The following is a 22144-nucleotide window of genomic DNA, read 5'->3' as shown; positions in this document are numbered from 1 at the left end:
CTTGAGCGCAGCAGTGCGACCACATTTCTTTGACGAGACATTTCATTGATCAGACAGGGACCAGGCCATGTACGAACTTGAGAACGTCCTCCGGCCCTACGCCTGGGGCTCCCCGACGGCCATCGCCGGGCTGCTGGGCAGGCCGGCTTCCGGCGGTCCCGAAGCGGAGCTTTGGATCGGCGCCCACCCGGACTCCCCGTCCGTCGCGCTGACGCCGGCGCCCGGCGGTGCCGGCCGGCACGCACCCGCAGCGAACGACGGCGGACGGCTGCCGCTGGACGCCCTGATCGCCGAGGATCCGGAACATTGCCTGGGCAGCGCGAGCGTGGCCGCTTTCGGTCCGCGCCTGCCGTTCCTGCTCAAGGTCCTCGCGGCCGAGGCGCCCTTGTCCCTGCAGGTGCACCCGACGCTCACCCAGGCCCGGGAGGGCTTCGCGCGCGAGGAAGCCGCCGGCGTCGACCCCGCCGCGACGGAGCGCAACTACAAGGACGATAACCACAAGCCCGAAATGATCTTCGCGCTGACTCCGTTCGAGGCCCTCTGCGGGTTCCGGCCGGCTGCGGAATCCCGTGCGGTCTTCCAGCATCTGGCGGCGTGCTTCGAGCTCGCCGGGCTGGAGCTGCCGCCGCTGGTCCCGCTGCTGCTCGAGGATCTGGCGCAGCCGGACGAACCCGCGGGCCTGCGCTCCGCCTTCGAACGCCTCATCACCGGCGGCGGGGACGTCGCCGAGGCGACGGCGACGATCGTTGCGGCCCTCGTCTCCGGTGCCCCGATGGCCGGGCACGAGGCGGAACTGTCCACCGCGGTGAGCCTGAACGGCCGGTACCCCGGAGATCCGGGCGTGCTGATCTCCCTGCTGCTGAACCGGATCTCCCTCGCCCCCGGTGAGGCCGTGTACCTCCCGGCCGGCAATGTCCATGCCTACCTGCACGGCCTCGGCATCGAGGTCATGGCGTCCTCGGACAACGTGCTCCGCGGCGGGCTCACGCCGAAATTCGTCGACGTGCCGGAGCTGCTGAAGACCGTGGCGTTCGAGGCCGTCGCCGTGCCCATGCTCCCCGCCGAGACCACCATGCTGGGCCAGGAACTCTTCCGGCCGCCGTTCCGGGAATTCCAGCTGCAGCGAATTGTTGTGGCGCCCGGCGCGGAGCCCGTCCCGCTGGCGCAGTCCGGTGCCGCCGTCGTCATCGTCACCCACGGCTCCGTCCGCCTCGACTCCCCCAAGGGCGAGCTGCGGCTGGAACGGGGCGCCAGTGCCTTCTTGCCCGCCGCCGAGGCACCGGTCAACGTCCACGCCGTCTCCGGCGCCACCGGCCCCGCCCTGGCATTTGCCGTCACCACCGCATTGGAAGCCTGACACCATGGACTATTTCCTGCAGAGCCCGCAGTGGGCACAGTTCCAGCGTTCGCTGGGACGCACCGTCCACGAACAGTCCGGGCCCGGGTGGCGCTTCCTCGCGGTCGAGGAATCCAATCCGGCCGGCAAACTGCTGTACTCCCCGTACGGCCCGGTCGCCGAGTCACTGGCAGCCTTCGACGCCGCGCTGGCGGCCCTGACGGACCTCGCCCGGAGCAGCGGGGCCGTGTTTGTCCGGGTTGAGCCGGTCACCGCAGGCTTCACCGCCGCCGAGGCCGACTCGGTACTCCGTAGCCGCGGCCTGCAGCCGGCGCCGGCCAGCCAACAGCCCGAGCTCAGCTGGATTGTGGACCTCGACCGGGATTTCAAGGAAGTCCTGGCGGATATGAAGCCGGCGAACCGGAACTTGTTCCGCAACATCCACAAGAAGGGCGTGACGTTCCGCTCCAGCCAGGACCCGGCAGAGATCGCCGTCCTCCTGGAGTTCTTGCACATGACGGCCGCGCGCAACGGCTTCAAGCCGCAAAGCGACAAGTACCTGACCCAGGTGGCCCGCTCGCTGATGCCGGCCGGCGCGGCGACGCTGTTCATCGCGGAGCTCGACGGCCACCCCATCGCCGCAGCCCTGGCCTACGACTCGGCCGACACCCGGACCTACGCGCACGCCGCCCTGGACGACACCCACCGCAAGCTCAGCGCGGGCATCCCCCTGCTTGTCACCCTGATCGCGGACGCCCAGGCGAAGGGCCTGAAGCACGTGGATCTCTGGGGCGTGGCGCCGGAGGACCAGCCCGACCACAAATGGGCCGGGTTCACGGCGTTCAAGAAGTCGTTCGGCGGCCGCGGGATCGCGTATTCCGGAACGTGGGACCTGCCGGTCCGGAAGGTCCGCTACGGCAGCTACCAGCTGGCCCGCAAAGGCGCCCAGCTCGCGAAGAAGCTGCGCGCCCGGTCCCGGGCCCTCGCTAACCGCTAAGGGCCCAGCAGGCGGCACCGGCTACCGGGTCACCCCGGCCAGCCGGGCCGGCGTGCCCCGGTGGCCGGTGTTGGTGGCGGGCGTTAGTTGGCCGTGATGGCGTGCCGCTGGGCGTCGTAGGCGCTGGCCACCATCTGGTCCACGGAGTGCCGCATCTTCCAGTCGAGATCGCGGGCAGCCAGCGTGCCGTCGGCCACGATCCGGTCCGGATCCCCCGCCCGCCGCGGACCGATTTCGGGTTCGAAATCGATCCCCGTGACGTCGGCCATCGCCGTCATGATCTGGCGCACGGACAGCCCGTCCCCGGATCCGAGGTTGTACACCCGCTCCAGCGGCTTGCCCGCCTCGAGCGCCTGGGCGGCGGCCACATGCGAGGTGGCCAGGTCGGCCACGTGCACGTAGTCGCGCACGCAGGTGCCGTCCGGCGTGTTGTAGTCGATGCCGTTGATGCGCGGCGTCTTACCGGCCGTGAGCGCCCGCAGCACGATCGGGAAAAGGTTATGGGGGCTGGTGTCGTAAAGCTCGGGCGCACCTGAGCCGACCACATTGAAGTACCGCAGCGAGGTGTGGTTCAGGCCCCGGGCCCGGCCCTGGTCACGGATCAGCCACTCGCCGATGAGTTTGCTCTCGCCGTAGGGCGATTCCGGGTTGGTGGGCGTCGCTTCGGTGACGATGTCGCCGGTGGGCGTGCCGTAGGTAGCCGCGGACGAGGAGAACACCAGCTTGTCGACGCCGCTGAGCTCCATGGCCTTGAGCAGTTGCGCGGTGCCCGTGACGTTCTGTTCATAGGTCAGCAGCGGCTCCTGGACGGAAACCCCGGCGTACTTGAAACCGGCCAGGTGGATCACCCCGGTCACCGCATGCTCCCGCAGCGTGCGGGCCACGAGGTCGGCGTCGAGGATGCTGCCATGGATGAACGGCACATCGGCCGGCACGAACTCACGGTGCCCGCTGGAGAGGGAGTCAATCACCACCGGCTGGATCCGGGCACCGCGCAAAGCGGAAACCACATGAGAACCGATATATCCTGCACCGCCAGTTACGAGCCACGTCATGGCTCCACCCTATCTAATCCCACGGGCCCCGGCCGCCCCACCGCAATACACATCATCATGCACCTGGTTTAAGACGACGAATCCCGGACCGCGGAGGCGGCCCGGGATTCGCTGTGCTCTATCGTGCAGTTCAGTGTTGCCGTTCAGGTGCTAGCTCCTGCGGGCGTAGCCTTCCCACTTGCTGGCCTGGTGTTCGCCGTCGACAAAGCGGATCGTGCCGGACTTGGAGCGCATCACGATGGACTGGGTGAGGACCTTGTCCTTGGAGTAGCGGACGCCCTTGAGGAGGTCGCCGTCGGTGATGCCRGTGGCCGCGAAGTAGCAGTTGTCGCTGGAGACGAGGTCGTTGGTCGAGAGCACGCGCTCCAGATCGTGGCCGGCGTCGATCGCCTTCTGCTTCTCTTCGTCGCTCGTGGGCCACAGGCGGCCCTGGATGACGCCGCCGAGGGACTTGATGGCGCACGCCGCGACGATGCCTTCCGGGGTTCCGCCGATGCCCATGAGGGCGTCGACTCCGGTGCCGGCACGCGCAGCGGCGATGGCCCCCGCGACGTCGCCGTCCATGATGAACTTCGTGCGGGCGCCGGCTTCGCGGATTTCCTCCACGAGGGGGCGGTGCCGGTCGCGGTCCAGGATCATGACGTTGAGCTGGTTGACCTTGACGCCCTTGGCCTTGGCGATCAGGTGCAGGTTCTGCTTGACCGGCAGGCGCAGGTCCACCATGTCGGCCGCTTCCGGGCCGGTGACGAGCTTTTCCATGTAGAACACGGCAGAGGGATCGAACATAGAGCCGCGTTCGGCCACGGCCAGGACCGCCAGGGCATTGTTGATGCCAAGGGCAGTCAGCCGGGTTCCGTCGATGGGGTCGACGGCGACGTCGCACTCGGGCCCGGTGCCGTCACCGACGTGCTCGCCGTTGAACAGCATCGGGGCTTCGTCCTTCTCGCCTTCACCGATGACAACGACGCCGTTGAAGTGCACGGTCTGCAGGAAGGAGCGCATGGCGTCCACGGCGGCGCCGTCGGCCTTGTTCTTGTCGCCGAAACCCACCCAGTGGCCGCCGGCGATGGCCGCGGCTTCCGTGACGCGGACAAGTTCCAGCGCGAGGTTGCGGTCAGGCTCATCGATCCCGACGGCGAGCGAGGGGGAAAGCGTGGAGTACTTCTGGGACATGGGCGCTGGTGTCACGTGAACCTCTTCTTCGAGTGGCGGTCGTTGAACCCGTACGGCCAGGATCGATCCGTCGCGGTGATTCGTCTGATATTGATCATAGTCGGGGCGGGCCCGCAAGGTCATGGGATGTCCGGCGCGTGACGCACTTCACCGTCGGAGGGGCCGCTGCGCCGCGAATGTGAGATCGGCCCGGACATGCGCGACTATAGAGGGGTGAGTGAATTGCAGGACGCTTCCCCCGCCGCCCCCGGTTCGCCGGCTGGCAGCTCCCCCGCGGCAGGCCCGGACCCTTCCGGACAGCCCCCCGTGAAGCCCGTCATCGCCGCCGCGGCGGCCAAACGCGCCAACGCCTCCGTGATGGGCATGATCATCGCCCTGGTGGTGAGCATCGCCGCGTTCCTGCCGATCGTCCTCATGAATCCTTCTCCGAAGACCGACGGTTACCGGCCCAACGTCAATGTCAGCGCCACCGCGCAGAACGCGGCGGGTGTGGCGGGATTCACACCCGTGGCGGCCGATACCGGCGACACATTCCGCGCCAACTACGCCCGTTGGGAGTCCGGCGCCGGCAGCGGCGTCCCCGCCTGGGAAGTCGGCTACCTGACGCCCAAGGAATCCTTCATCGCCCTCGTGCAGACCCGCACGGCCAACCCCACCTGGCTCCTGCAGCAGACCAAGAACGCTCCCGTGACCGGCACCCGCAACGCCGGCGGCCGCGACTGGGAACTGCGCGACACCGGCAAGGGCGAGAAATCCATGGTGCTGACTGATCGCGGCACCACCGTCATCCTCTCCGGATCCGCGACGCTGGAGGAGTTCTCCGCCCTGGCCACCGCCGTGGTGAAGTCACTCGAAAGCAATCCGCCCGCCGGGGCATCGTCCAGCACGCCGGGCGCAACAGTTTCACCTTCAGCCAGCCCTTCACCGTAAAGTGGCCACGTGGCTACTTATCTGACTCCCGCACTCGCCTGGCAGCGTCTCCGTGAAGGCAACAAGCGTTTTGTCGCCGGCACGTCATCACACCCCAACCAGGACGCGTCGCGACGCTCGTCGCTGGTTGAAAACCAGCACCCCTTCGCGGTGATCTTCGGTTGCGCCGACTCCAGGCTTGCCGCCGAAATCATCTTCGACCTCGGCCTCGGGGACGCCTTTGTGGTCCGCACCGCCGGCCAGGTGATCGACGACGCCGTGCTTGGCTCGCTGGAATACAGCGTCAGCGAACTGGACGTCCCTCTGATCGTCGTCCTGGGGCACGACAGTTGTGGTGCTGTCACCGCAACCAAGAACGCCGTGGAAACCGGCCAGATGCCGGTCGGTTTCATCCGCAGCCTGGTGGAGCGGATCACCCCGTCCGTGTTGACCTCGCTGCGTAACAATCAGACCGACGTCAACGACATGGTGGTTGAGAACGTCAAGCAGACCTCGCAGCGGCTGGTGGACAGTTCCCGGGTGATTTCGGGCGCAGTCGACAGCGGCCGCACCGCCGTGATCGGCCTCGCCTACAGCTTGGCTGACGGCCGGGCCGATCTCGTTTCCAGCATCGGCAGGCTGTAAACCCCGGCGCCCGGCCGTCGCAGCCTGCTCACGGTTTTCGGTGGGACTCCTACTCCCAATAAGCTAGCCCCATGACTTCCACAGATGAGTTGAACACCGAAGAGTTCCGCATTGAACACGACACGATGGGCGAAGTCCGCGTTCCCGTGAACGCCCTGTACCGCGCACAGACGCAGCGGGCAGTCGAGAACTTCCCGATCTCCGGCAAGACGCTGGAGCGCGCCCACATCGAAGCCCTGGCACGGGTGAAGAAGGCCGCCGCCCAGGCAAACGCAGAACTGGGGGTGCTCGACGGCGAGCTCGCCCAGGCGATTGCCGACGCAGCCGACCAGGTTGCGGCCGGCAAGTACGACGGCGACTTCCCGATTGACGTCTTCCAGACCGGGTCCGGGACGTCCTCGAACATGAACACCAACGAGGTCCTCGCCGAGCTCGCCTCGCGGGCCCTGAAGTCCGCCGGTAGCGAGAAGGTTGTCCACCCGAACGACCACGTCAACGCCTCGCAGTCCTCCAATGACGTCTTCCCCACGTCCGTCCACGTCGCCGCCACGTCCGCCCTGATCAATGACCTGATCCCGGCCCTCGGCTACCTGGCGGAGTCGCTGGAACGCAAGGCCACCGAATTCAAGGACGTCGTGAAGTCCGGCCGCACGCACCTCATGGACGCCACCCCCGTCACGCTGGGCCAGGAGTTCGGCGGCTACGCCGCTCAGGTCCGCTACGGCATCGAGCGCATCAACGCCGCCCTCCCCCGCGTCGCCGAGGTCCCACTCGGCGGAACCGCCGTGGGCACCGGCATCAATACGCCGGCCGGATTCCCGGAGCGAGTGATCGAACTGCTGGCGGCCGACACCGGACTGCCCCTGACCGAGGCCCGCGACCACTTCGAGGCCCAGGCCAACCGCGACGGCCTCATCGAAGCGTCCAGCCAGCTGCGCAACATCGCGATTTCCTTCATGAAGATCAACAACGACCTGCGCTGGATGGGCTCCGGCCCCAACACCGGCCTCGGCGAAATCGCCATCCCGGACCTGCAGCCGGGCTCGTCGATCATGCCGGGCAAGGTCAACCCCGTCATCTGCGAAGCCTCCATCATGGTCTGCGCCCAGGTGATCGGCAATGACACCGCCATCGCGTGGTCCGGCACCAACGGCGCCTTCGAACTCAACGTCGGCATCCCGGTCATGGCCGCCAACCTCCTTGAATCCGTGCGCCTGCTGGCCAACACCAGCCGCGTCATGGCCGACAAGATGATCGACGGCATCACCGCCAACGTCGAGCGCGCCCGCTTCCTCGCCGAGGCCTCGCCGTCGATTGTGACCCCGCTGAACAAGTTCATCGGCTACGAGAACGCGGCCAAGATCGCCAAAAAGGCCGTGGCCGAGGGCCTGACCATCCGTGAGACCGTCGTCTCCATGGGCTTCCTCGAGCGCGGCGAACTGACCGAAGAGCAGCTGGACACCGCCCTGGACGTCATGTCCATGACGCGCCCGCCGCACAAGGCCTAACGGCTCCGGGCGGCGCCGCCCCCGAAGAGTACAACCGCCGACGGCCGGCATCCTTTCTGGAAGGGTGCCGGCCGTCGGCATGTTTGCACCGCAGGTCAGAACTTAGACCCTGGGCGGTTCCCCGCCGGCGGCCTCCCGCTCCTGCGCCGTGTACGCCGCCGCGGCCGCGGCATCCGCCATGCTGGCACCGCCGATCCGTGCCTCCCGCAACCGCCGCGTCTTGGCGGACTGGACGGAGAAGGCAGCATCGACGTTCCCGGCGGCATAGGTCAGGGCGTCTTCGGCGCGGATGCCGAGGCCGCCGGCGGTCAATACGGCGTCCTGGTTGGCGCCCAAATACGTGAACTGCCAGCCCCACTGGCTCTGCTGCCGCTGGACCAGGGCCTTGACCAGCTCGCCCGTGGCCTCGCGCGAGGAGTTCTCGTGGCCGTCCGTCAGCACGGCCACCAGCACAGTGCCGGGGCGCTGATCCTCCGGGAGGGCCGCCAGTTCCGCACCCGCTTCGCCGATCAGCCGGACCATGGCGTCGTGCAGGGCGGTGCTGCCCCGCGGCTGCAGGTCCAGGGCCGGCACGTCCTGGATGTCCACCGAAGCGTAGACGCGCTCGTAGGTGTCATCGAACTGCGCCAGCGACAGCCGGCACCGGCCCGCCACTGCCCGCTGTTCGCGGATGAACGCCGCAAACCCGCCCACAGTGTCATCGGCGATGGCACTCATCGACCCGGAACGGTCCAGGAGGACGTACACGTGCGTCAGGGCTGAATCTGTCATGCTTCCCCATTTCCGGCCCCGACGGCGCTTCTGCCTCGTCGCGGGCCACCTGTTGCCAGCGGTATGGCTGGACAGGAGCAGGCTACGGCCGGGCAGCGACATTATTGCCGGCAACAGCCCAAACAACCCCGACAGGCCACAGTAACTTTTGCACTATTTATGTTTGAGTGCAAAAATACACTCTATGGGAAACAGTGCAATTACTTCGGGCGGCCTCCGCGAGCGCAAGCGGGCCGCAACACGGGCGGCGATCACCGCCGTCGCGCGTTCCCTGACCGCCGAACGCGGCCTCAGCGGCTACACCGTGGAGGAAGTCTGCGAGCGCGCGGGCATCTCCCGCCGGACCTTCTTCAACTACTTCCCTGCCAAGGAAGATGCGATCCTGGGCCACGTCGACGACGACTTTCCCGAAGAGGTGGTGGCCCGGTTCATGGCGGGCGGCGCGGGTTCGCCCGCCGGGGAAATCTCGGCCTCACTCCTCGCCGACCTCGTGCGCCTGTCCCTTGATCTGTCGGAGCGGATGAGCGGCTCCGAGGAAGAGACCCGCCAGCTGATCGGGGTGATCAAGAAGGAGCCCCAGCTGATGCTGAAGATCATCGGCGCCACCGAGGAACGTGAGGCCGACTTCGCCCGGCTGCTCGCGGCCAGGGAAGGCGTACCTGCCGATCATCCCGTAGTCCGCATGGCCGTGGTCCTCCTCGGAAACGTCGCCAGGAAAACCAGCGCCGACTACTTCTCCGAGGGCAACGCCCGCCCCTACCAGGACTTGCTGCTGGAAAACATTGCAGCAGCCCGCATGCTCTTCTCCCTGCCGTTCACCATGTCCCAGTTCGACACAGTCCACTTCGACGGAGTCGAGTCAAATACTGTCCAGCCCAACCCTTCCGAAGGAGCGCAATGAGCGCCGCCGTCAGCACCAAGCCAGCAGCCGAGCCGCTGCTGCTGACCCAGAAACGCATCTGGATCATCTTCTCCGCCCTCATCGCGGGCATGCTGCTCTCCAGCCTTGACCAGACCATCGTCTCCACCGCCATGCCCACGATCGTCGGCAAGCTCGGCGGCGTGGAACACCAGGCCTGGATCACCACGGCCTACCTGCTCGCCACCACCATCGTCATGCCCATCTATGGAAAGTTCGGCGACATCCTGGGCCGCCGGAACCTGTTCCTCATCGCCATCGGCCTCTTCACCCTCGCCTCCGTCGGATGCGCCCTCGCCACGGACTTCTGGGGCTTCGTGGTCTTCCGCGCCATCCAGGGCCTCGGCGGCGGCGGCCTGATGATCCTGTCCCAGGCCATCATCGCCGACATCGTTCCGGCCAAGGAGCGCGGCAAGTACATGGGCCCGCTGGGCGCAATCTTCGGCCTCTCCGCCGTCGCCGGACCGCTGCTGGGCGGTTTCTTCGTGGACCACCTGACCTGGGAATGGGCCTTCTACATCAACATCCCGATCGGCATCGCCGCGTTCACCATCGCCTGGTTCACCCTGACGCTGCCGAACAAGAAGGCCGAGAAGCGGATCGACGTCCTGGGCGTGCTGCTGCTCTCCGCGGCCACCACGTGCCTGATTTTCTTCACCGACTTCGGCGGCAAGAAGGACGAGGGCTGGGATTCGCCGCTGACGTGGGCGTTCGGCGCCGGGCTGGTGCTCGCCGCTACGGCCTTCATCCTGGTGGAGCGCCGGGCCGAGGACCCCATCATTCCGTTGAGCCTGTTCAAGAACCGCATCTTCGTGAACTCCACCGCGATCGGCTTCACCCTCGGGCTGGGTATGTTCGCGGCGATCGCTTTCGTCCCGACCTTCCTGCAGATGTCCTCCGGGACCTCGGCCGCCGAATCCGGCCTGCTGATGCTGCCCATGATGGTGGGACTCATGGGCATGGCCATCTTCTCCGGCATCCGCATTTCCAAGACCGGCAAGTACAAGATGTTCCCGATCCTCGGGGCCATCCTGACCATCGCGGCAATGCTGTGGTTGACCACGCTCACGGCCGCCACGCCCATCTGGGTCATCTGCGTGCAGCTGTTCGTCTTCGGCGCCGGCCTGGGCTCGATCATGCAGGTGATTGTCCTGGTGGTCCAGAACTCGGTGCCGGCGGACCAGATCGGCACGGCCACGAGCACCAACAACTACTTCCGCGAGGTGGGCGCCTCCCTGGGCGTCGCGGTGTTCGGTTCCTTCTTTACCACCCGGCTCTCCGAGTCCCTGACCAATGCCTTTACCGGCGCCGGGGCCTCAGCTGAGCAGGCGTCGCAGTCCACCCGGACGATGGACCCCCAGGTCCTCAGCCAGCTCCCGGCGCAGCTCAAGGACGCGATTGTCAACGCCTACGCTGACTCGCTCGCCCCCGTCTTCTGGTACCTGCTGCCGTTCCTGGTCATCGCCCTGATCCTGGCCCTGACCCTCAAGCAGATCCCCCTGTCGGACACCGCCGGCATGGTGGCCCGCGGCGAAGCAGTCGGCGGCGAGGAAGCCGAGCGGCTCGAGGCGGAACGGGCGGCAGCCCGCCACGCCGCCGACGCCGCGGAGCCCACGGGACCGGAAGGGCTTTCAGCCCACGGCAACACCGGTGGGTCCGGCCACGACGACGAGCTCACCCGCCTGCGCGGCTGACGGTCCGGAAACGGCCCGGCAGCAGCCGGTGAGTGCCGGCAGGGGCGCCGCAACCTTTGGGGGTGCGGCGCCCCTGCCGCGTGCCGGGCCGGTCAGCGCCGGCAGGCCGGGATGGCCGTGCCGTCAGCCTATCCGGCCGTGGGCAGCATCATGGCGGCGGCCGTGCCGGCCAGCATGAAGGGCCCGAAGGGAATGGCCGACTGCAGCGTCCCGCGCCGCGCGGCGAGCAATCCGAGACTCCACAGCCCGCCGAGGACGAACGCCGCAAAGGTCCCCGCCATGACGTGCCCCCAGCCCAGGAATCCCAGGTACATTCCCAGGACGCCCGCGAGCTTCACGTCGCCGAATCCCATTCCCGGCGGATAGACCGCGTGCAGGAGAAAGTAGAAGAGCCAGAGGGCTGCCCCGCCGGCCAGGACACGGAGACCCGGAATGCCGAATGCCCCGGCGTCCGCTGTGCCGGCCACGTCCTGCCCGCCGGGAAGCAACTGGCTGGCCGCCGCCCCCAGCAGAAGGACTCCGGCGATCCCATAGGAGGGAAAGACGATCCTGTCCGGGAGCAGGTGGTGCCGGACGTCAATGACCGTGAGCCGAACGGCCATCACGAAGAAATACGCACACGCAGCCAGGGCAAGCCAGAAAGCCAGCGGGTTGGCGGCGCCCAGGATGCCGAGTCGTTCGATCACCCTCGGATGCTACTTGATATTCGTCCGGCCCGGCGGTCCCCGCGCGTAAACTGTGGATATGGCCGCATGGGACAGCACGAACCGGCGCGGGCCGGACGCGCCCCGCGGCCCGGCGGAGAAGGCCGCGGCCTTCCGGAACCTGTGCCGGTCATCGCCCTGGAAGTGGCAGTCGCTGAGGTTCGAGTACCTGGACCGGCCGCTCACGGGTTCCTCGGGGTCCCCGGCGGCCCCCTCCCCCGGCGACCTCGTCAGGGGGTGGCTGCGCCGGCCCGGTGCCTTGCGGCTGGAGACTGCCGACGGCCTGGTCATCGGCAGCACCACCGGCATCAATGATTCCCGCGGCGGCTTCTATATCAGCTCCACGAGGAAGACCTGGCTCCTGCCCCCGCACTTGGTTACGCCGGTGTACGACGACGACGGGCTGGTGCGCCGCCGCCCGGAGGCAGCTTATGGCGAGCCGTCGTTCGGCAACGGCAGGTTCGCCGCCGTCCTGGACCCGGTCGAGCTTGCGGGGAACGCCCCCGTCCCGTTGGAGTTCCCCAACTCCAACGCCGTGGAGCTTGGCCCCATCACGGAGGTAGACCACGAGGGCCGGCCGGCCCTGGAATCGACGGTCAGCCCGAACCTCTCCTACCGTCCCGCCGATCCCGGAGCCCCGCTGTGCCGTCCGGGACGCACGCTGCTGAGGATTGACGCCGGCACGGGCGTCTGCGTTGCGAGCCGCTGGCTGGACGCGCCCGGGACCGGCTCGGAGCAGGACGGCTACGGGCACTGGCTCCGCATCCTGGGCGTCGACGAATACATGCTCGATGACCTGTTCCTGGCCGAATCGATGAACCTCACGGACGTCCGGCGCCACATCAGCTGGGACGTCCCCGCGGAGTAGCCCGGCCGTGACTCGCATCCGCCCGCCGGCCCCGCTAAGCTTCCTGCGATGACTGAACCCGCCGACTACTGGCCCCCTTTCGGCCTGGGCCTGACCACGCCGCGCCTTCAGCTGCGCCCCATCCGCGACGCGGACATTCCGGCCGCGGTCTCAGCCGCCCTGAGCGGCGTGCACGAGCCTGGCCGCAGCCCCTTCAGCAGGCCCTGGGCCGAATCCCCCGCTGAGGAGCTCGGCCCGAACATGGCGCAGTGGTACTGGCGGTGCCGCGGGAACATGACACCGCAGGACTGGACACTCCTGCTCGGCATCTGGCACGAGGGCGAGTTCATCGGATGCCAGGACATCGCGGCCAAAGACTTCGCCACGCTGAAGACGGTCACCACGGGCTCCTGGCTGCGGCAAAGCGTGCACGGCCAGGGCTTCGGCAAGGAGATGCGGGCCGCCGTCGCCCTCTATGCCTTCGACTGGCTCGGCGCCGAAGTGGCGGAATCCGAGGCCGCCGCCTGGAACCAGCAGTCCCTGGGCGTCTCACGCTCCCTCGGCTACGAGCTCAACGGCGTCACCCGGGCCGCCTGGGGCGGCAAGGCCCAGGAGGTCCAAAACGTCCGTCTCACCCCCGCCACCTTCAAACGCCCCGACTGGGATCTCGGCGTCGAAGGCCACGAAGCCTTCGCGAAGTACCTGGGCATCCACCAGTAGCAGCCCCCAAGCGGGGCAGCGGCCCCCCGCCGTCGCTGAGACGCCTCCTGTCGCTTCCCGTCGCTGGGTTGCCGTGGTTGTGGGTGCCGTGGTTGGGTTCGCCGGACCGCCACCTTTCGCCGTCGCTTAGACACGACGCATGGGACCCGCTGCGGTCGCTGGGCGACCTCCGGGGATCCGATGCGCCGCGATGCGCTCCTCTACGAAAGACAGCGACCCGGCTGGTGGGCGTCTCAGCATCGCGGGGCAGCGGTGTCCCGCTAAGGAGCGCATCGCCGACCAAAGCGAAGCGAAGGTCGCCCAGCGACCGCAGCGCAGCGACGGGAGGTGTCTAAGCGACGGCGGGACGCCGCTGCCCGGCGAACCCAACCACGGCAAACCCAACCACAGCGAAGGGCCGTGGTCCGGCGAACCGGACCACGGCCCTTCGGCAGGAGGGTGATGGCCTAAATCTCCGCCCCCTCCAGCAGTTCCGTCACGAGGGCTGCGATCGGCGAGCGCTCCGAGCGGGTGAGGGTGATGTGGCCGAACAGCGGGTGTCCCTTCAGGGTCTCGACGACGGCCGCCACGCCGTCGTGCCGTCCGACCCGCAGGTTGTCCCGTTGGGCGACGTCGTGGGTCAGGACGATCTTGGAGTTCTGGCCGATCCGGCTCATCACTGTCAGCAGCACATTCTTCTCCAGGGACTGTGCCTCGTCGACGATCACGAATGCGTCGTGCAGGGAGCGTCCGCGGATGTGCGTCAGCGGCATGACCTCAAGCATGCCCCGGTCCATCACTTCCTCCACCACTTCCTGGCTGACCAGCGCGCCCAGGGTGTCAAAGACCGCCTGCGCCCACGGGTTCATCTTTTCCGCTTCGGACCCGGGCAGGTAGCCGAGTTCCTGGCCGCCCACCGCGTACAGGGGCCGGAAGACGATCACCTTGCGGTGCTCCCGGCGCTCCAGGACGGCTTCGAGCCCGGCGCACAGGGCCAGTGCGGACTTGCCCGTGCCGGCCCGGCCGCCGAGGGACACGATGCCGACCGACGGGTCCATCAGGAGGTCGATCGCCAACCGCTGCTCGGCCGAGCGGCCGTGGAGTCCGAAGACGTCGCGGTCGCCCTTCACGAGCCGGACCTGTTTGTCCGCCCCTACCCGTCCGAGGGCCGAGCCGCGGCTGGACAGCAGAACCAGCCCGGTGTTGGTCGGCATCTCGGCCGCGGCCGGGATGAATACCGGCTCGTGCCCGTACAAGGTGGCAACCTCGTCCTCGCCCGCGTCGAACTCGGCGACGCCGGTCCAGCCGGAGTCCTTGACGAGCTCATTGCGGTACTCGTCGGCCAGCAGCCCCATGGCCGAGGCCTTGACGCGCATCGGCAGGTCCTTGGACACCACCGTCACGTCGCGGCCCTCGTTGGCCATGTTCTTGGCCACCGCGAGGATGCGGCTGTCGTTGTCCACCCCGCGGAACCCGGCGGGCAGCACCTCGGCGGAGATATGGTTCAGCTCCACCATGAGCGTGCCGCCGTCGGGGCCCAGCGGGATGGGACGGTCCAGGCCGCCGTGCTCGAGCCGCAGGTCATCGAGCAGCCGGAGGGCCTTGCGCGCAAAGTAACCCAACTCCGGGTCGTGGCGCTTTCCTTCGAGCTCGGTGATGACAACGATCGGCAGGATGACCTCGTGCTCGGCGAAGCGCAGGAGGGCCCGCGGATCGGAGAGCAGGACGGAGGTATCGATCACGAAACTGCGGGCCGTGCCCCGGCTCCCTGTTCCTTCCCCGGAAACAGCAAGACCGGCCGCCGCGGAATCCGCTGCACCGGTCTTTGAGGTGGCTCGCTTGGCGCGAGAGGTAGCTTTCTGTCCCTGATCGGAAATGACGTCGGGCAGTTGCTCAGAAATAGCCACATCGACTCCAGCCCCGGGGCAATGCCCGGAATTGTTATTGGTGAGGCGGCTCGGCCTGGAGGCCGGACGCGGCCTCCCATACACCCGGTGCGAAAATCCGCTCCATGTACTGGCCTCCCCGATCGGCCGGCGAATTGCCTGCCGATGGGATTAACGTACGTCTCCGGGGGCCGGTTTGTCCGATAATTTTTCGGCGATTCTTGTTGCCGTCTTGTGAATTCCGCGTGAACCGCTCAGGCGCCGAAGCGGCGCTGCCTGCCGGCGTAGTCGCGCAGGGCGCGCAGGAAATCCACCTTGCGGAACGCCGGCCACAGGGCCTCGCAGAAGTAGAACTCACTGTACGCGCTCTGCCACATGAGGAATCCGGACAGCCGCTGCTCCCCGGAGGTCCGGATCACCAGGTCCGGATCCGGCTGGCCCCGGGTGTAGAGGAAGCGCGAGATGTCATCCACGGTGAGTTCATCGGCCAGTTGTCCGATGTCCGCTCCCCGGGCGACGGCGTCGTGCAGCAGTTCCCGGACGGCGTCGACAATCTCCCGCCGTCCGCCGTAGCCGACGGCGACATTGACATGCAGCCTCTCCTGCGCGGGCGTGCGCGCCGTCAGGTTGTTCAGCCGCTCGGCGAGGTAGTCCGGCAGCAGTTCGGGGGCGCCCATGGCGTGCACCGAGATATTGGCGTCCTCGTCCAGCCGGTCCAGGGTGTTGGCGATGATGCCCATCAGGAGGTCGAGTTCCTCGCCGGAGCGGTTCATGTTGTCCGTAGAGAGCATATACAAGGTGACCACCTTGATGCCCAGCTCCTGGCACCAGCCGAGGAATTCGTGGATCTTGTCCGCACCGGCCTGATGGCCCTGGCTCGTGGGGGCGTTGAACTGGCGCGCCCAGCGCCGGTTGCCGTCGACCATGACGCCGACGTGGCGCGGGATCCGTTCAGGATCGAGGGAGCGTTGGAGCTTGCGCTCGTAAAAGCCGTAGAGGAATCCGGGCATTTCCATCCGGAGATTCACCTGGCTTCCTTGAGGTACTTGTTCAGTGCACATCCTAGGCTACCTGCCGGAGGGCCGTGCCGGGTGCAGCTCCGTCACAGGACAACCCCGGACGACTTGCTACTCACCGGTAACTTACTATGGCGTAGGTTATTATTACGGCATGGAAAGCAACAGTCCGGAGCCCCGGCCGGAGCCTCCGGCGAAGCGGGCAACCCCGGTGGACGACGCCGCGGTGCGCCTGGCTGAACTGCTGATGATCAAGCCCAAATGGCGGGGCTGGATCCACACCGTCACCGCCCCGCTGGCGCTGGCCGCCGGGCTGGTGCTGGTGATCCTGGCGCCGCCGGACCTCAAGGTGGCCTGCGCCGTCTATGCCGTTACCGGGGTCCTGCTGTTCGGCGTCAGTGCCGTCTATCACCGCGGGAACTGGTCACCGCGCGTGAAGATCGTCCTGAAGCGGCTGGATCATACGAACATCATGCTGGTGATCGCCGGCAGCTACACGCCGCTCGCCTGGGCCCTGCTGGACCGGCAGCAAGCCGAAGTGCTGCTCTGGGTGATCTGGTCCGGGGCCATCCTCGGCGTGCTGTTCCGCCTGCTGTGGACCAATGCCCCGCGGTGGCTCTACGTGCCGATCTATATCGCCCTCGGCTGCGGCTCGCTGTTCTACCTGCCGGACTTTTTCGCCGCCAACGCTGCCTCGGCGGTGCTGATCTGCGTCGGCGGAATCCTGTACATCACGGGAGCCGTGTTCTATGCGCTGAAGAAGCCGAACTTCAGCTACAAACACTTCGGCTTCCATGAACTCTTCCACGCGCTGACGGTCTTTGCCTTCGCCGCGCACTACATCGCCATTGCCATCGCGGTCCTGGGCTGACGCCGGCTGCGCTGATTCTCCCCACCTTTGAAACTGCGACGCCGGGACTCGCCGGCAGTCCGGCCCGGCACGCCGGGCGCCGGCCTCAATGGTGGGGAATTCCGGCGTCAGGGGTTGGCCCCCGGCTCAGCCGGGATGCCCTGCCGCAATGAGCCCGGGCAGCAGCCGCATGTCTGAAAAGACGGTGGTTCCGGGACCGGCCAATCGGGAAGCCGGGGTGACACCTCCGGCATACGCGAAGACGTGCATTCCCGCCGCCCTGGCGGCCTGGACGCCGTAGGCGCTGTCCTCGACGACGGCGCACCGCCCGGGAGCGGCGCCCTGGTCCGCCGCGGTGTGGAGGAACAGGTCCGGCGCGGGTTTGCCGTTGGCCACCTCTGTGGCGCTGTAGATGCGGCCCTGAAAACGGCTTAGCAGCCCGGTCTTGCCCAGGGTCCGGTGCATCTTTTCGTGGCTGCCGCTGGAGGCGACGCAGTGCGGCAGAGACAGCCGGTCCAGGGCGTCCTCGATCCCGTCAACGGCCTCGAGATCACGTTCAAACGCCTCCTGGTACCAGCGACCGTAGTCGCGGTCCCAGCCGTCGGCCAGCCGGATCCCGAGCTGCTGTTCGACGGCGGCCACAAAGTGCGCCTCGGACTTTCCGACGAACCGTTCCACGATGTCATCGAGTTCCAGCTCCCAGCCGAGATCGGCCAGCACGCGCTGGTCCACCCGGATGGCGATCACCTCGGAATCCACCAGCACACCGTCACAATCGAACACCACCAGCTCGAAGCCGTCCTGACCAGTCATGAGGACATCCTAGCCAGCTGCCCGCGCATTTCTTCGACGGAAGTCGCAGGGAGGCCGCAGACCATGCCGCGGCACAGGAACACCTGCGGGGCGCCGTCCGGGCCCGCGCCGCGGCCCTGCAGCAGGGGTACTGGCCGGGCGGCGCCGTCGTCCTGGACCGCGACCACCAGCCCGGGGCTGGCCGAGAGCAGCAGCTCCCGGTGCAGCACGGCCCGTTCCGGGGTGTCCGGTCCGGCGACGGCGGCCTCGATGGGACCGGCGAGGGCGGCCTGGGCGGTCGCGAGCAGCCAGCCGGCGGCGCGGGGTGCCTGGCCCGCAAGCGGAGGAAGCAGCAGGGCGAGGATGCTGGCCGCCAGGGTGCGGTGTTCGGACGAGCCGGAGAGGGCCGAGTGGGTCAGCAGGGCACCGGCCAGCGCGGCGGCGCCGCTGGGGGTGGCGCCGTCGAACGGTTCCAGGCCGTCGCGGCCGCCCTGGGCGGCCGTGACCTGCGCGGACTCCCCCGCAGCGTCCCTCAGGCCGCCGTCGGCCGCGAACCGCCTGCAGGCGGCGTCCAGAATGGCCTCGGCCAGCCCGTACCAGCGGGTGTGCCCGGTAACCGCATGGAGCGCGAACAGCCCTTCGGCGCACAAGGCGTAGTCCTCCAGTAAACCGCCGATTCCCCGCGCCACTCCGTCGTGGGAGACGCGCATGAGCCTGCCGGGGCCATCCGCCGCGGGCCGCCAGTGCACGCGCTCAAGATAGTCCGCGATCCGCTCCGCCGCGGCCACCAGCTCCGGGCGTGCCAGGACGGCGCCGGCGTCGGCGAGGGCGGCGACGGCCAGTCCGTTCCAGCCCGCCACCACTTTGTCATCCCGGCCGGGCTGGGGCCGGTTGCTGCGTGCCTGCGCCAGCAGCGGGCGCACCCGCTGCCACAGCGCGGCGTCCCCGCCGGACATCTCCCGGCCCGGATGCAGCGGCGAACCGCCGGCGCTCACGCTTCCGGGCATTCGGACGTTCATGAGGGCAGCCACGGCGGCGCCGTCGGCCGGGCCCAGGAGCGACTCAAGGCCGCCGGGAGTCCACAGGTAGCTGGCCCCTTCGGCGTGCACGCCGTCGACGACCGTGTCGGCGTCCAGCGACGATGCCAGGGCCACGACCCCGGTGTCCGGTTCCGCCGCAGGGCCCGCCACAGGGGCTGGAGCCGGTCCTGGCGCCGGGCGCGTCGCAGGTGCCAGCCCGAGGCGGGCCAGGAGCCAGTCGGCGGTAAGTCCGGCAATTCCGGCGGCCTCGGCCGCCGGGTACTCCGGCGTGCCGCCCAGCCGGACCCAGTGGACATAGACGCGCAGCAACTGGGCGTTGTCGTAGAGCATTTTCTCGAAGTGCGGAACGGACCAGTCCGCCGTCACCGAATAGCGGGCGAAGCCGCCGTCGAGCTGGTCGAACAACGCCGAGCGGGACATTGCTGCCAGGCACCGACCGGCCATGTCCCGGGCCGCCGTGGCGGTCTCCAGGCCCGCGGAGTCCTGGCCCCCTGCGTCCAGGTCCGCGGAGTCCTGGCCCCCTGCGTCCAGGTCCGCGGTCTCCTGGCCCGCGGTGTCCGGAGCGGCTGCCGGCGGCATGCTGTCCGAGGGCACTGCGGCGTGACGGACCAGGAATTCGAGCACGGCCGCGGGCGGGAACTTCGGCGCGCCGCCGAAGCCGCCGTGAGCCCGGTCCTCGGCGCCGGAGAGGGCGGTGACGGCTTCGGCAAGGAGCGCCGCGTCCAGGGCCTCGGGCGGCCCGTGCAGATGCAGGGCGGCTGCCGGCTGGGACGCCGCGATGCCGCGCGCCAGGGTGTCGGCGTTGGCCTCGACGGCGCCGCGGCGTTCCGTCCAGGCCTCGTTCACGGCTTCAAGGACCTGCCGGAAGGACGGCCGGCCCGGCATGGGCCGGGGCGGGTAGTACGTGCCGGCATGGAAGGCCCGGCCATCGGGCAGGAGGAAGACGGACATCGGCCAGCCGCCCTCGCCGCTGATCGCCTGCGTCGCTGTCATGTAGACGGCATCGACGTCAGGGCGCTCTTCGCGGTCCACTTTGATGGAGACAAAGTGGGCGTTCAGGTAGTCGGCGGTGTCCCGGTCCTCAAAGGATTCATGGGCCATGACGTGGCACCAGTGGCAGGCCGCGTAGCCGATTGAGAGGAACACCGGCACGTCCCGGGCGGCAGCTGCGGCGAAGGCCGCGTCACCGAACGGCTGCCAGTGCACGGGGTTGCCGGCGTGCTGGCGCAGGTACGCAGAGGGTTCCGCCGCCAGGGCATTCGAGGCCCCGGACGGCGGGTTGGGGAATCCGCGGTCAGCGGGTTCCGGGTCCCGCATCGCCGTTGACTTCCGGCCGGTTAACCGCGCCGTCGGACCGGGAAACCCCGCCGTCGGCGGGGAAGGCGGTGCCGTCGGCAGGGAATCCGGCGTCCCCGGCGGCCTCACGTTCGGCCTCCACCWGGGCACGGTAGCGGACCCGGCGGATGCGCCGCACCATGTCCACGATCAGCAGCGCGGTCAACACCACGATGAAGGCTGTCAGCAGGAAGCCCAGCAGACCCGGGGTGACCTGGTCCTCGGACAGGCCCGGGCGCAGCGACGGCGTAGGGGTCGGCGCCGGGGCTGTTGCGAGGGCGATGAGCAAGGAATGCACGGTGGGGAACCTTCTGTGGAACTGGGTGTCTTTACTGCGGTGACTCTTCTACAGTGCTTTGTCTACAGCATCTTTTCTACACTGGATAGAAGAGCCCTTTCGTCTCTATCTTAGCCCGGCGAAGAGGTCCGTTTCGGGCAGATCTACGGGGATCCGGGATTCGATCAGGGAGTAGTCCTCCCACGGCCAGACCTTGCGCTGCATGGCCGAGGAGACCGCGAAGAAGAATCCTTCCGGGTCCACCTGGGTCCGGTGTGAGCGGAGTGCGTCGTCGCGGGCTTCGAAGAAATCGCCGCACTCGACCTGGGTTGTGGTGGCGTGTGTCGGCGGCGGCGGGGTATGCCCCTCGGCGTCCGCTTCCAGCCACGCAGCGAGCCGCTCGGCATACGGGGACTGCAGGCCGGCCTCCTCCAGCGCGGAGTGGAGGGCACGGAAACGGTCCGGGCTGAAGGCGCGGTCGTAGTAGAGCTTGCTGGGCTCCCAGGGCTCCCCGGCGTCCGGATACCGGGCAGGATCGCCGGCCGCCGCGAAGGCCTCGACGGCCACCCGGTGCGCCATGATGTGGTCCGGGTGCGGGTAGCMGCCGTTCTCGTCATAGCTGAGGATCACGTGGGGCTTGAAGTCCCGGACCAGCCGGACCAGCGGCGCGGCCGCCCGCTCCAGCGGCTGCAGGGCGAAGCACCCGGGCGGCAGGGCCGGCAGGGGGTCGCCCTCCGGCAGCCCGGAATCGACGAAGCCGAGCCAGCGCTGCCGGATGCCGAGGACGTTCGCGGCGGCGTCCATCTCCAGCCGGCGTGCCCCGGCCATGTCGCGTTTGGGGTGCGGTTGCCCCTCCATCGCGGGGTTCTGGATGTCGCCGCGGGAGCCGTCGGTGCACGTGGCCACCAGGACTTCCACGCCTGCGGCGGCATACATCGCCATCGTGGCGGCACCCTTGCTGGATTCGTCGTCGGGATGAGCATGGACCGCCAGCAGACGAAGCGGTGCTGACGGGCGGGGGGATGCTGTCATCGTGGGACGGCTCCTCTTTCTGCTGTGCTGCCCTGTTGGGTGCGTCTGTTGGTGTGCGGCTTGGTCTGTGCGGCCAGCCGGAAATATTTCGGTCCGATCCACACTAAACTGGACTGGTGACTTCCGAGGACCAGCCTGCCGCGCCGGCACCTAACAGCCTATCCAATCGTTACGGCGGCCAAAAGCGCGCGCTGTCCCGCAAGGTCAAACGCAACATCCTGATCGCCGCCCTCGCCGTGGGCATTGCCTTTCTGGCCTGGGTCTCGACGTCGGCGGCCATCGGCGGCGTCAACTACAAGGATGTCGGCTACAGCACCCCCGACGCCACGGTCACGGAAATCGACTTCCAGGTCACGAAGGACCCGGCAGCGGAGGCGAAATGCGCTGTGAAGGCCATGGACTCGAAGTTCGCGATTGTCGGCTGGAAGGTTGTGGACATCGGGCCGAACGCGGCCGATGCCGGCACGGACGGCGGACGCACCACAGCCCACCGCGCCCAGCTGCGCACGGAATCCCAGGCGGTCTCCGCCGTCGTGGACAGCTGCTGGATTACCGACGCCGGACAATAACGGGACCACAGGCCGCGGCAAGTGCCGGGCGGGCACACAGTGAAGCCGTCCGAGGCCGCCTGGGACACCGCCTGTAACACCGTGTGATCC

Annotated in this window: 21 protein-coding genes; 11 read left to right on the top strand and 10 right to left on the bottom strand. The window is 68.3% G+C overall.

Annotated features, from left to right (window positions below):
• The first annotated feature begins 67 nt into the window (after positions 1-67).
• Together manA and AC1D1W_RS03385 are read left to right on the top strand one after the other, a co-directional pair.
• The gene (gene manA / locus AC1D1W_RS03390) at positions 68-1357 is read left to right on the top strand and encodes a mannose-6-phosphate isomerase, class I (RefSeq protein ID WP_243179934.1); all 1290 of its coding nucleotides are present in this window, start codon (positions 68-70) and stop codon (positions 1355-1357) included.
• Positions 1358-1361: 4 nt separating this feature from the next.
• The gene (locus AC1D1W_RS03385) at positions 1362-2333 is read left to right on the top strand and encodes a lipid II:glycine glycyltransferase FemX (RefSeq protein ID WP_476942942.1); all 972 of its coding nucleotides are present in this window, start codon (positions 1362-1364) and stop codon (positions 2331-2333) included.
• A gap of 83 nt (positions 2334-2416) precedes the next feature.
• On the opposite strand, the gene galE is transcribed toward AC1D1W_RS03385, so the two are convergent.
• Positions 2417-3388: a UDP-glucose 4-epimerase GalE gene (gene galE / locus AC1D1W_RS03380; RefSeq protein WP_243179952.1), complete on the bottom strand. Its 972-nt coding sequence runs from the start codon at positions 3386-3388 to the stop codon at positions 2417-2419.
• A 150-nt stretch (positions 3389-3538) separates the two neighbouring features.
• A complete protein-coding gene (gene glpX, locus AC1D1W_RS03375; protein ID WP_028277383.1) occupies positions 3539-4561 on the bottom strand; it encodes a class II fructose-bisphosphatase in 1023 nt (340 codons plus the stop codon).
• Positions 4562-4774: 213 nt separating this feature from the next.
• On the opposite strand from glpX, the gene AC1D1W_RS03370 reads away from it, so the two are divergent.
• From AC1D1W_RS03370 to AC1D1W_RS03360, 3 genes are all read left to right on the top strand, one after another.
• The gene (locus AC1D1W_RS03370; protein ID WP_439954115.1) at positions 4775-5491 is read left to right on the top strand and encodes a DUF4245 domain-containing protein; all 717 of its coding nucleotides are present in this window, start codon (positions 4775-4777) and stop codon (positions 5489-5491) included.
• A gap of 9 nt (positions 5492-5500) precedes the next feature.
• Entirely contained in the window at positions 5501-6115 is a 615-nt protein-coding gene (locus tag AC1D1W_RS03365; RefSeq protein ID WP_028277382.1) for a carbonic anhydrase, read from the top strand.
• A 71-nt stretch (positions 6116-6186) separates the two neighbouring features.
• Entirely contained in the window at positions 6187-7623 is a 1437-nt protein-coding gene (locus tag AC1D1W_RS03360; protein ID WP_028277381.1) for a class II fumarate hydratase, read from the top strand.
• 102 nt (positions 7624-7725) lie between these two features.
• Here AC1D1W_RS03360 and AC1D1W_RS03355 read toward each other — a convergent pair whose 3' ends face one another.
• A complete protein-coding gene (locus AC1D1W_RS03355) occupies positions 7726-8394 on the bottom strand; it encodes a VWA domain-containing protein (protein WP_459384191.1) in 669 nt (222 codons plus the stop codon).
• A gap of 184 nt (positions 8395-8578) precedes the next feature.
• On the opposite strand from AC1D1W_RS03355, the gene AC1D1W_RS03350 reads away from it, so the two are divergent.
• Positions 8579-9295 carry a TetR/AcrR family transcriptional regulator gene (locus AC1D1W_RS03350; RefSeq protein WP_476942941.1) on the top strand — a complete coding sequence of 239 codons (717 nt, stop codon included), beginning with the start codon at positions 8579-8581 and terminating at the stop codon, positions 9293-9295.
• Positions 9292-11007 (top strand): MDR family MFS transporter, encoded by a 1716-nt coding sequence (locus AC1D1W_RS03345; RefSeq protein WP_476942940.1) that lies wholly within the window; start codon positions 9292-9294, stop codon positions 11005-11007. The genes AC1D1W_RS03350 and AC1D1W_RS03345 overlap by 4 nt, the downstream gene beginning before the upstream one ends.
• A 128-nt stretch (positions 11008-11135) precedes the next feature.
• On the opposite strand, the gene AC1D1W_RS03340 is transcribed toward AC1D1W_RS03345, so the two are convergent.
• Positions 11136-11693, bottom strand: coding sequence for a prepilin peptidase (locus AC1D1W_RS03340; protein ID WP_476942939.1), 558 nt, complete (start codon positions 11691-11693; stop codon positions 11136-11138).
• 58 nt (positions 11694-11751) lie between these two features.
• Between AC1D1W_RS03340 and AC1D1W_RS03335 the strand changes: the two genes are divergently transcribed.
• Both AC1D1W_RS03335 and AC1D1W_RS03330 read left to right on the top strand, forming a co-directional pair.
• The gene (locus AC1D1W_RS03335; protein ID WP_476942938.1) at positions 11752-12579 is read left to right on the top strand and encodes a hypothetical protein; all 828 of its coding nucleotides are present in this window, start codon (positions 11752-11754) and stop codon (positions 12577-12579) included.
• Between the two features lie 48 nt (positions 12580-12627).
• Entirely contained in the window at positions 12628-13278 is a 651-nt protein-coding gene (locus tag AC1D1W_RS03330; RefSeq protein ID WP_476942937.1) for a GNAT family N-acetyltransferase, read from the top strand.
• Between the two features lie 446 nt (positions 13279-13724).
• On the opposite strand, the gene AC1D1W_RS03325 is transcribed toward AC1D1W_RS03330, so the two are convergent.
• Positions 13725-15164 carry a PhoH family protein gene (locus AC1D1W_RS03325; RefSeq protein WP_476942936.1) on the bottom strand — a complete coding sequence of 480 codons (1440 nt, stop codon included), beginning with the start codon at positions 15162-15164 and terminating at the stop codon, positions 13725-13727.
• A gap of 233 nt (positions 15165-15397) precedes the next feature.
• Entirely contained in the window at positions 15398-16159 is a 762-nt protein-coding gene (locus AC1D1W_RS03320; protein WP_043436292.1) for an isoprenyl transferase, read from the bottom strand.
• 154 nt (positions 16160-16313) lie between these two features.
• Here AC1D1W_RS03320 and trhA point away from each other — a divergent pair, with 154 nt between their 5' ends.
• A complete protein-coding gene (trhA, locus tag AC1D1W_RS03315; protein WP_253906810.1) occupies positions 16314-17030 on the top strand; it encodes a PAQR family membrane homeostasis protein TrhA in 717 nt (238 codons plus the stop codon).
• A gap of 126 nt (positions 17031-17156) precedes the next feature.
• Here trhA and AC1D1W_RS03310 read toward each other — a convergent pair whose 3' ends face one another.
• The 4 genes from AC1D1W_RS03310 to mca form a co-directional block, all read right to left on the bottom strand.
• Positions 17157-17822, bottom strand: a complete 666-nt coding sequence (locus AC1D1W_RS03310) for an HAD family hydrolase (RefSeq protein WP_476942935.1) — start codon at positions 17820-17822, stop codon at positions 17157-17159.
• Complete coding sequence (locus tag AC1D1W_RS03305) at positions 17819-20158, bottom strand: thioredoxin domain-containing protein (protein WP_476942934.1); 2340 nt, start codon at positions 20156-20158, stop codon at positions 17819-17821. The genes AC1D1W_RS03310 and AC1D1W_RS03305 overlap by 4 nt, the downstream gene beginning before the upstream one ends.
• Entirely contained in the window at positions 20136-20474 is a 339-nt protein-coding gene (locus AC1D1W_RS03300; RefSeq protein WP_476942933.1) for a hypothetical protein, read from the bottom strand. Before AC1D1W_RS03300 ends, AC1D1W_RS03305 begins: the two co-directional genes overlap by 23 nt.
• Positions 20475-20579: 105 nt before the next feature.
• Entirely contained in the window at positions 20580-21485 is a 906-nt protein-coding gene (gene mca, locus AC1D1W_RS03295; RefSeq protein WP_476942932.1) for a mycothiol conjugate amidase Mca, read from the bottom strand.
• 116 nt (positions 21486-21601) lie between these two features.
• Between mca and AC1D1W_RS03290 the strand changes: the two genes are divergently transcribed.
• On the top strand, positions 21602-22054 hold the full coding sequence (locus AC1D1W_RS03290) for a DUF4307 domain-containing protein (protein ID WP_476942931.1): 453 nt from the start codon (positions 21602-21604) through the stop codon (positions 22052-22054).
• The last annotated feature ends 90 nt before the right edge of the window (positions 22055-22144 follow it).

The sequence above is a fragment of the Arthrobacter sp. P1_B4 genome, from assembly GCF_056406555.1.
This window is presented reverse-complemented; position numbering and strand designations above follow the sequence as displayed.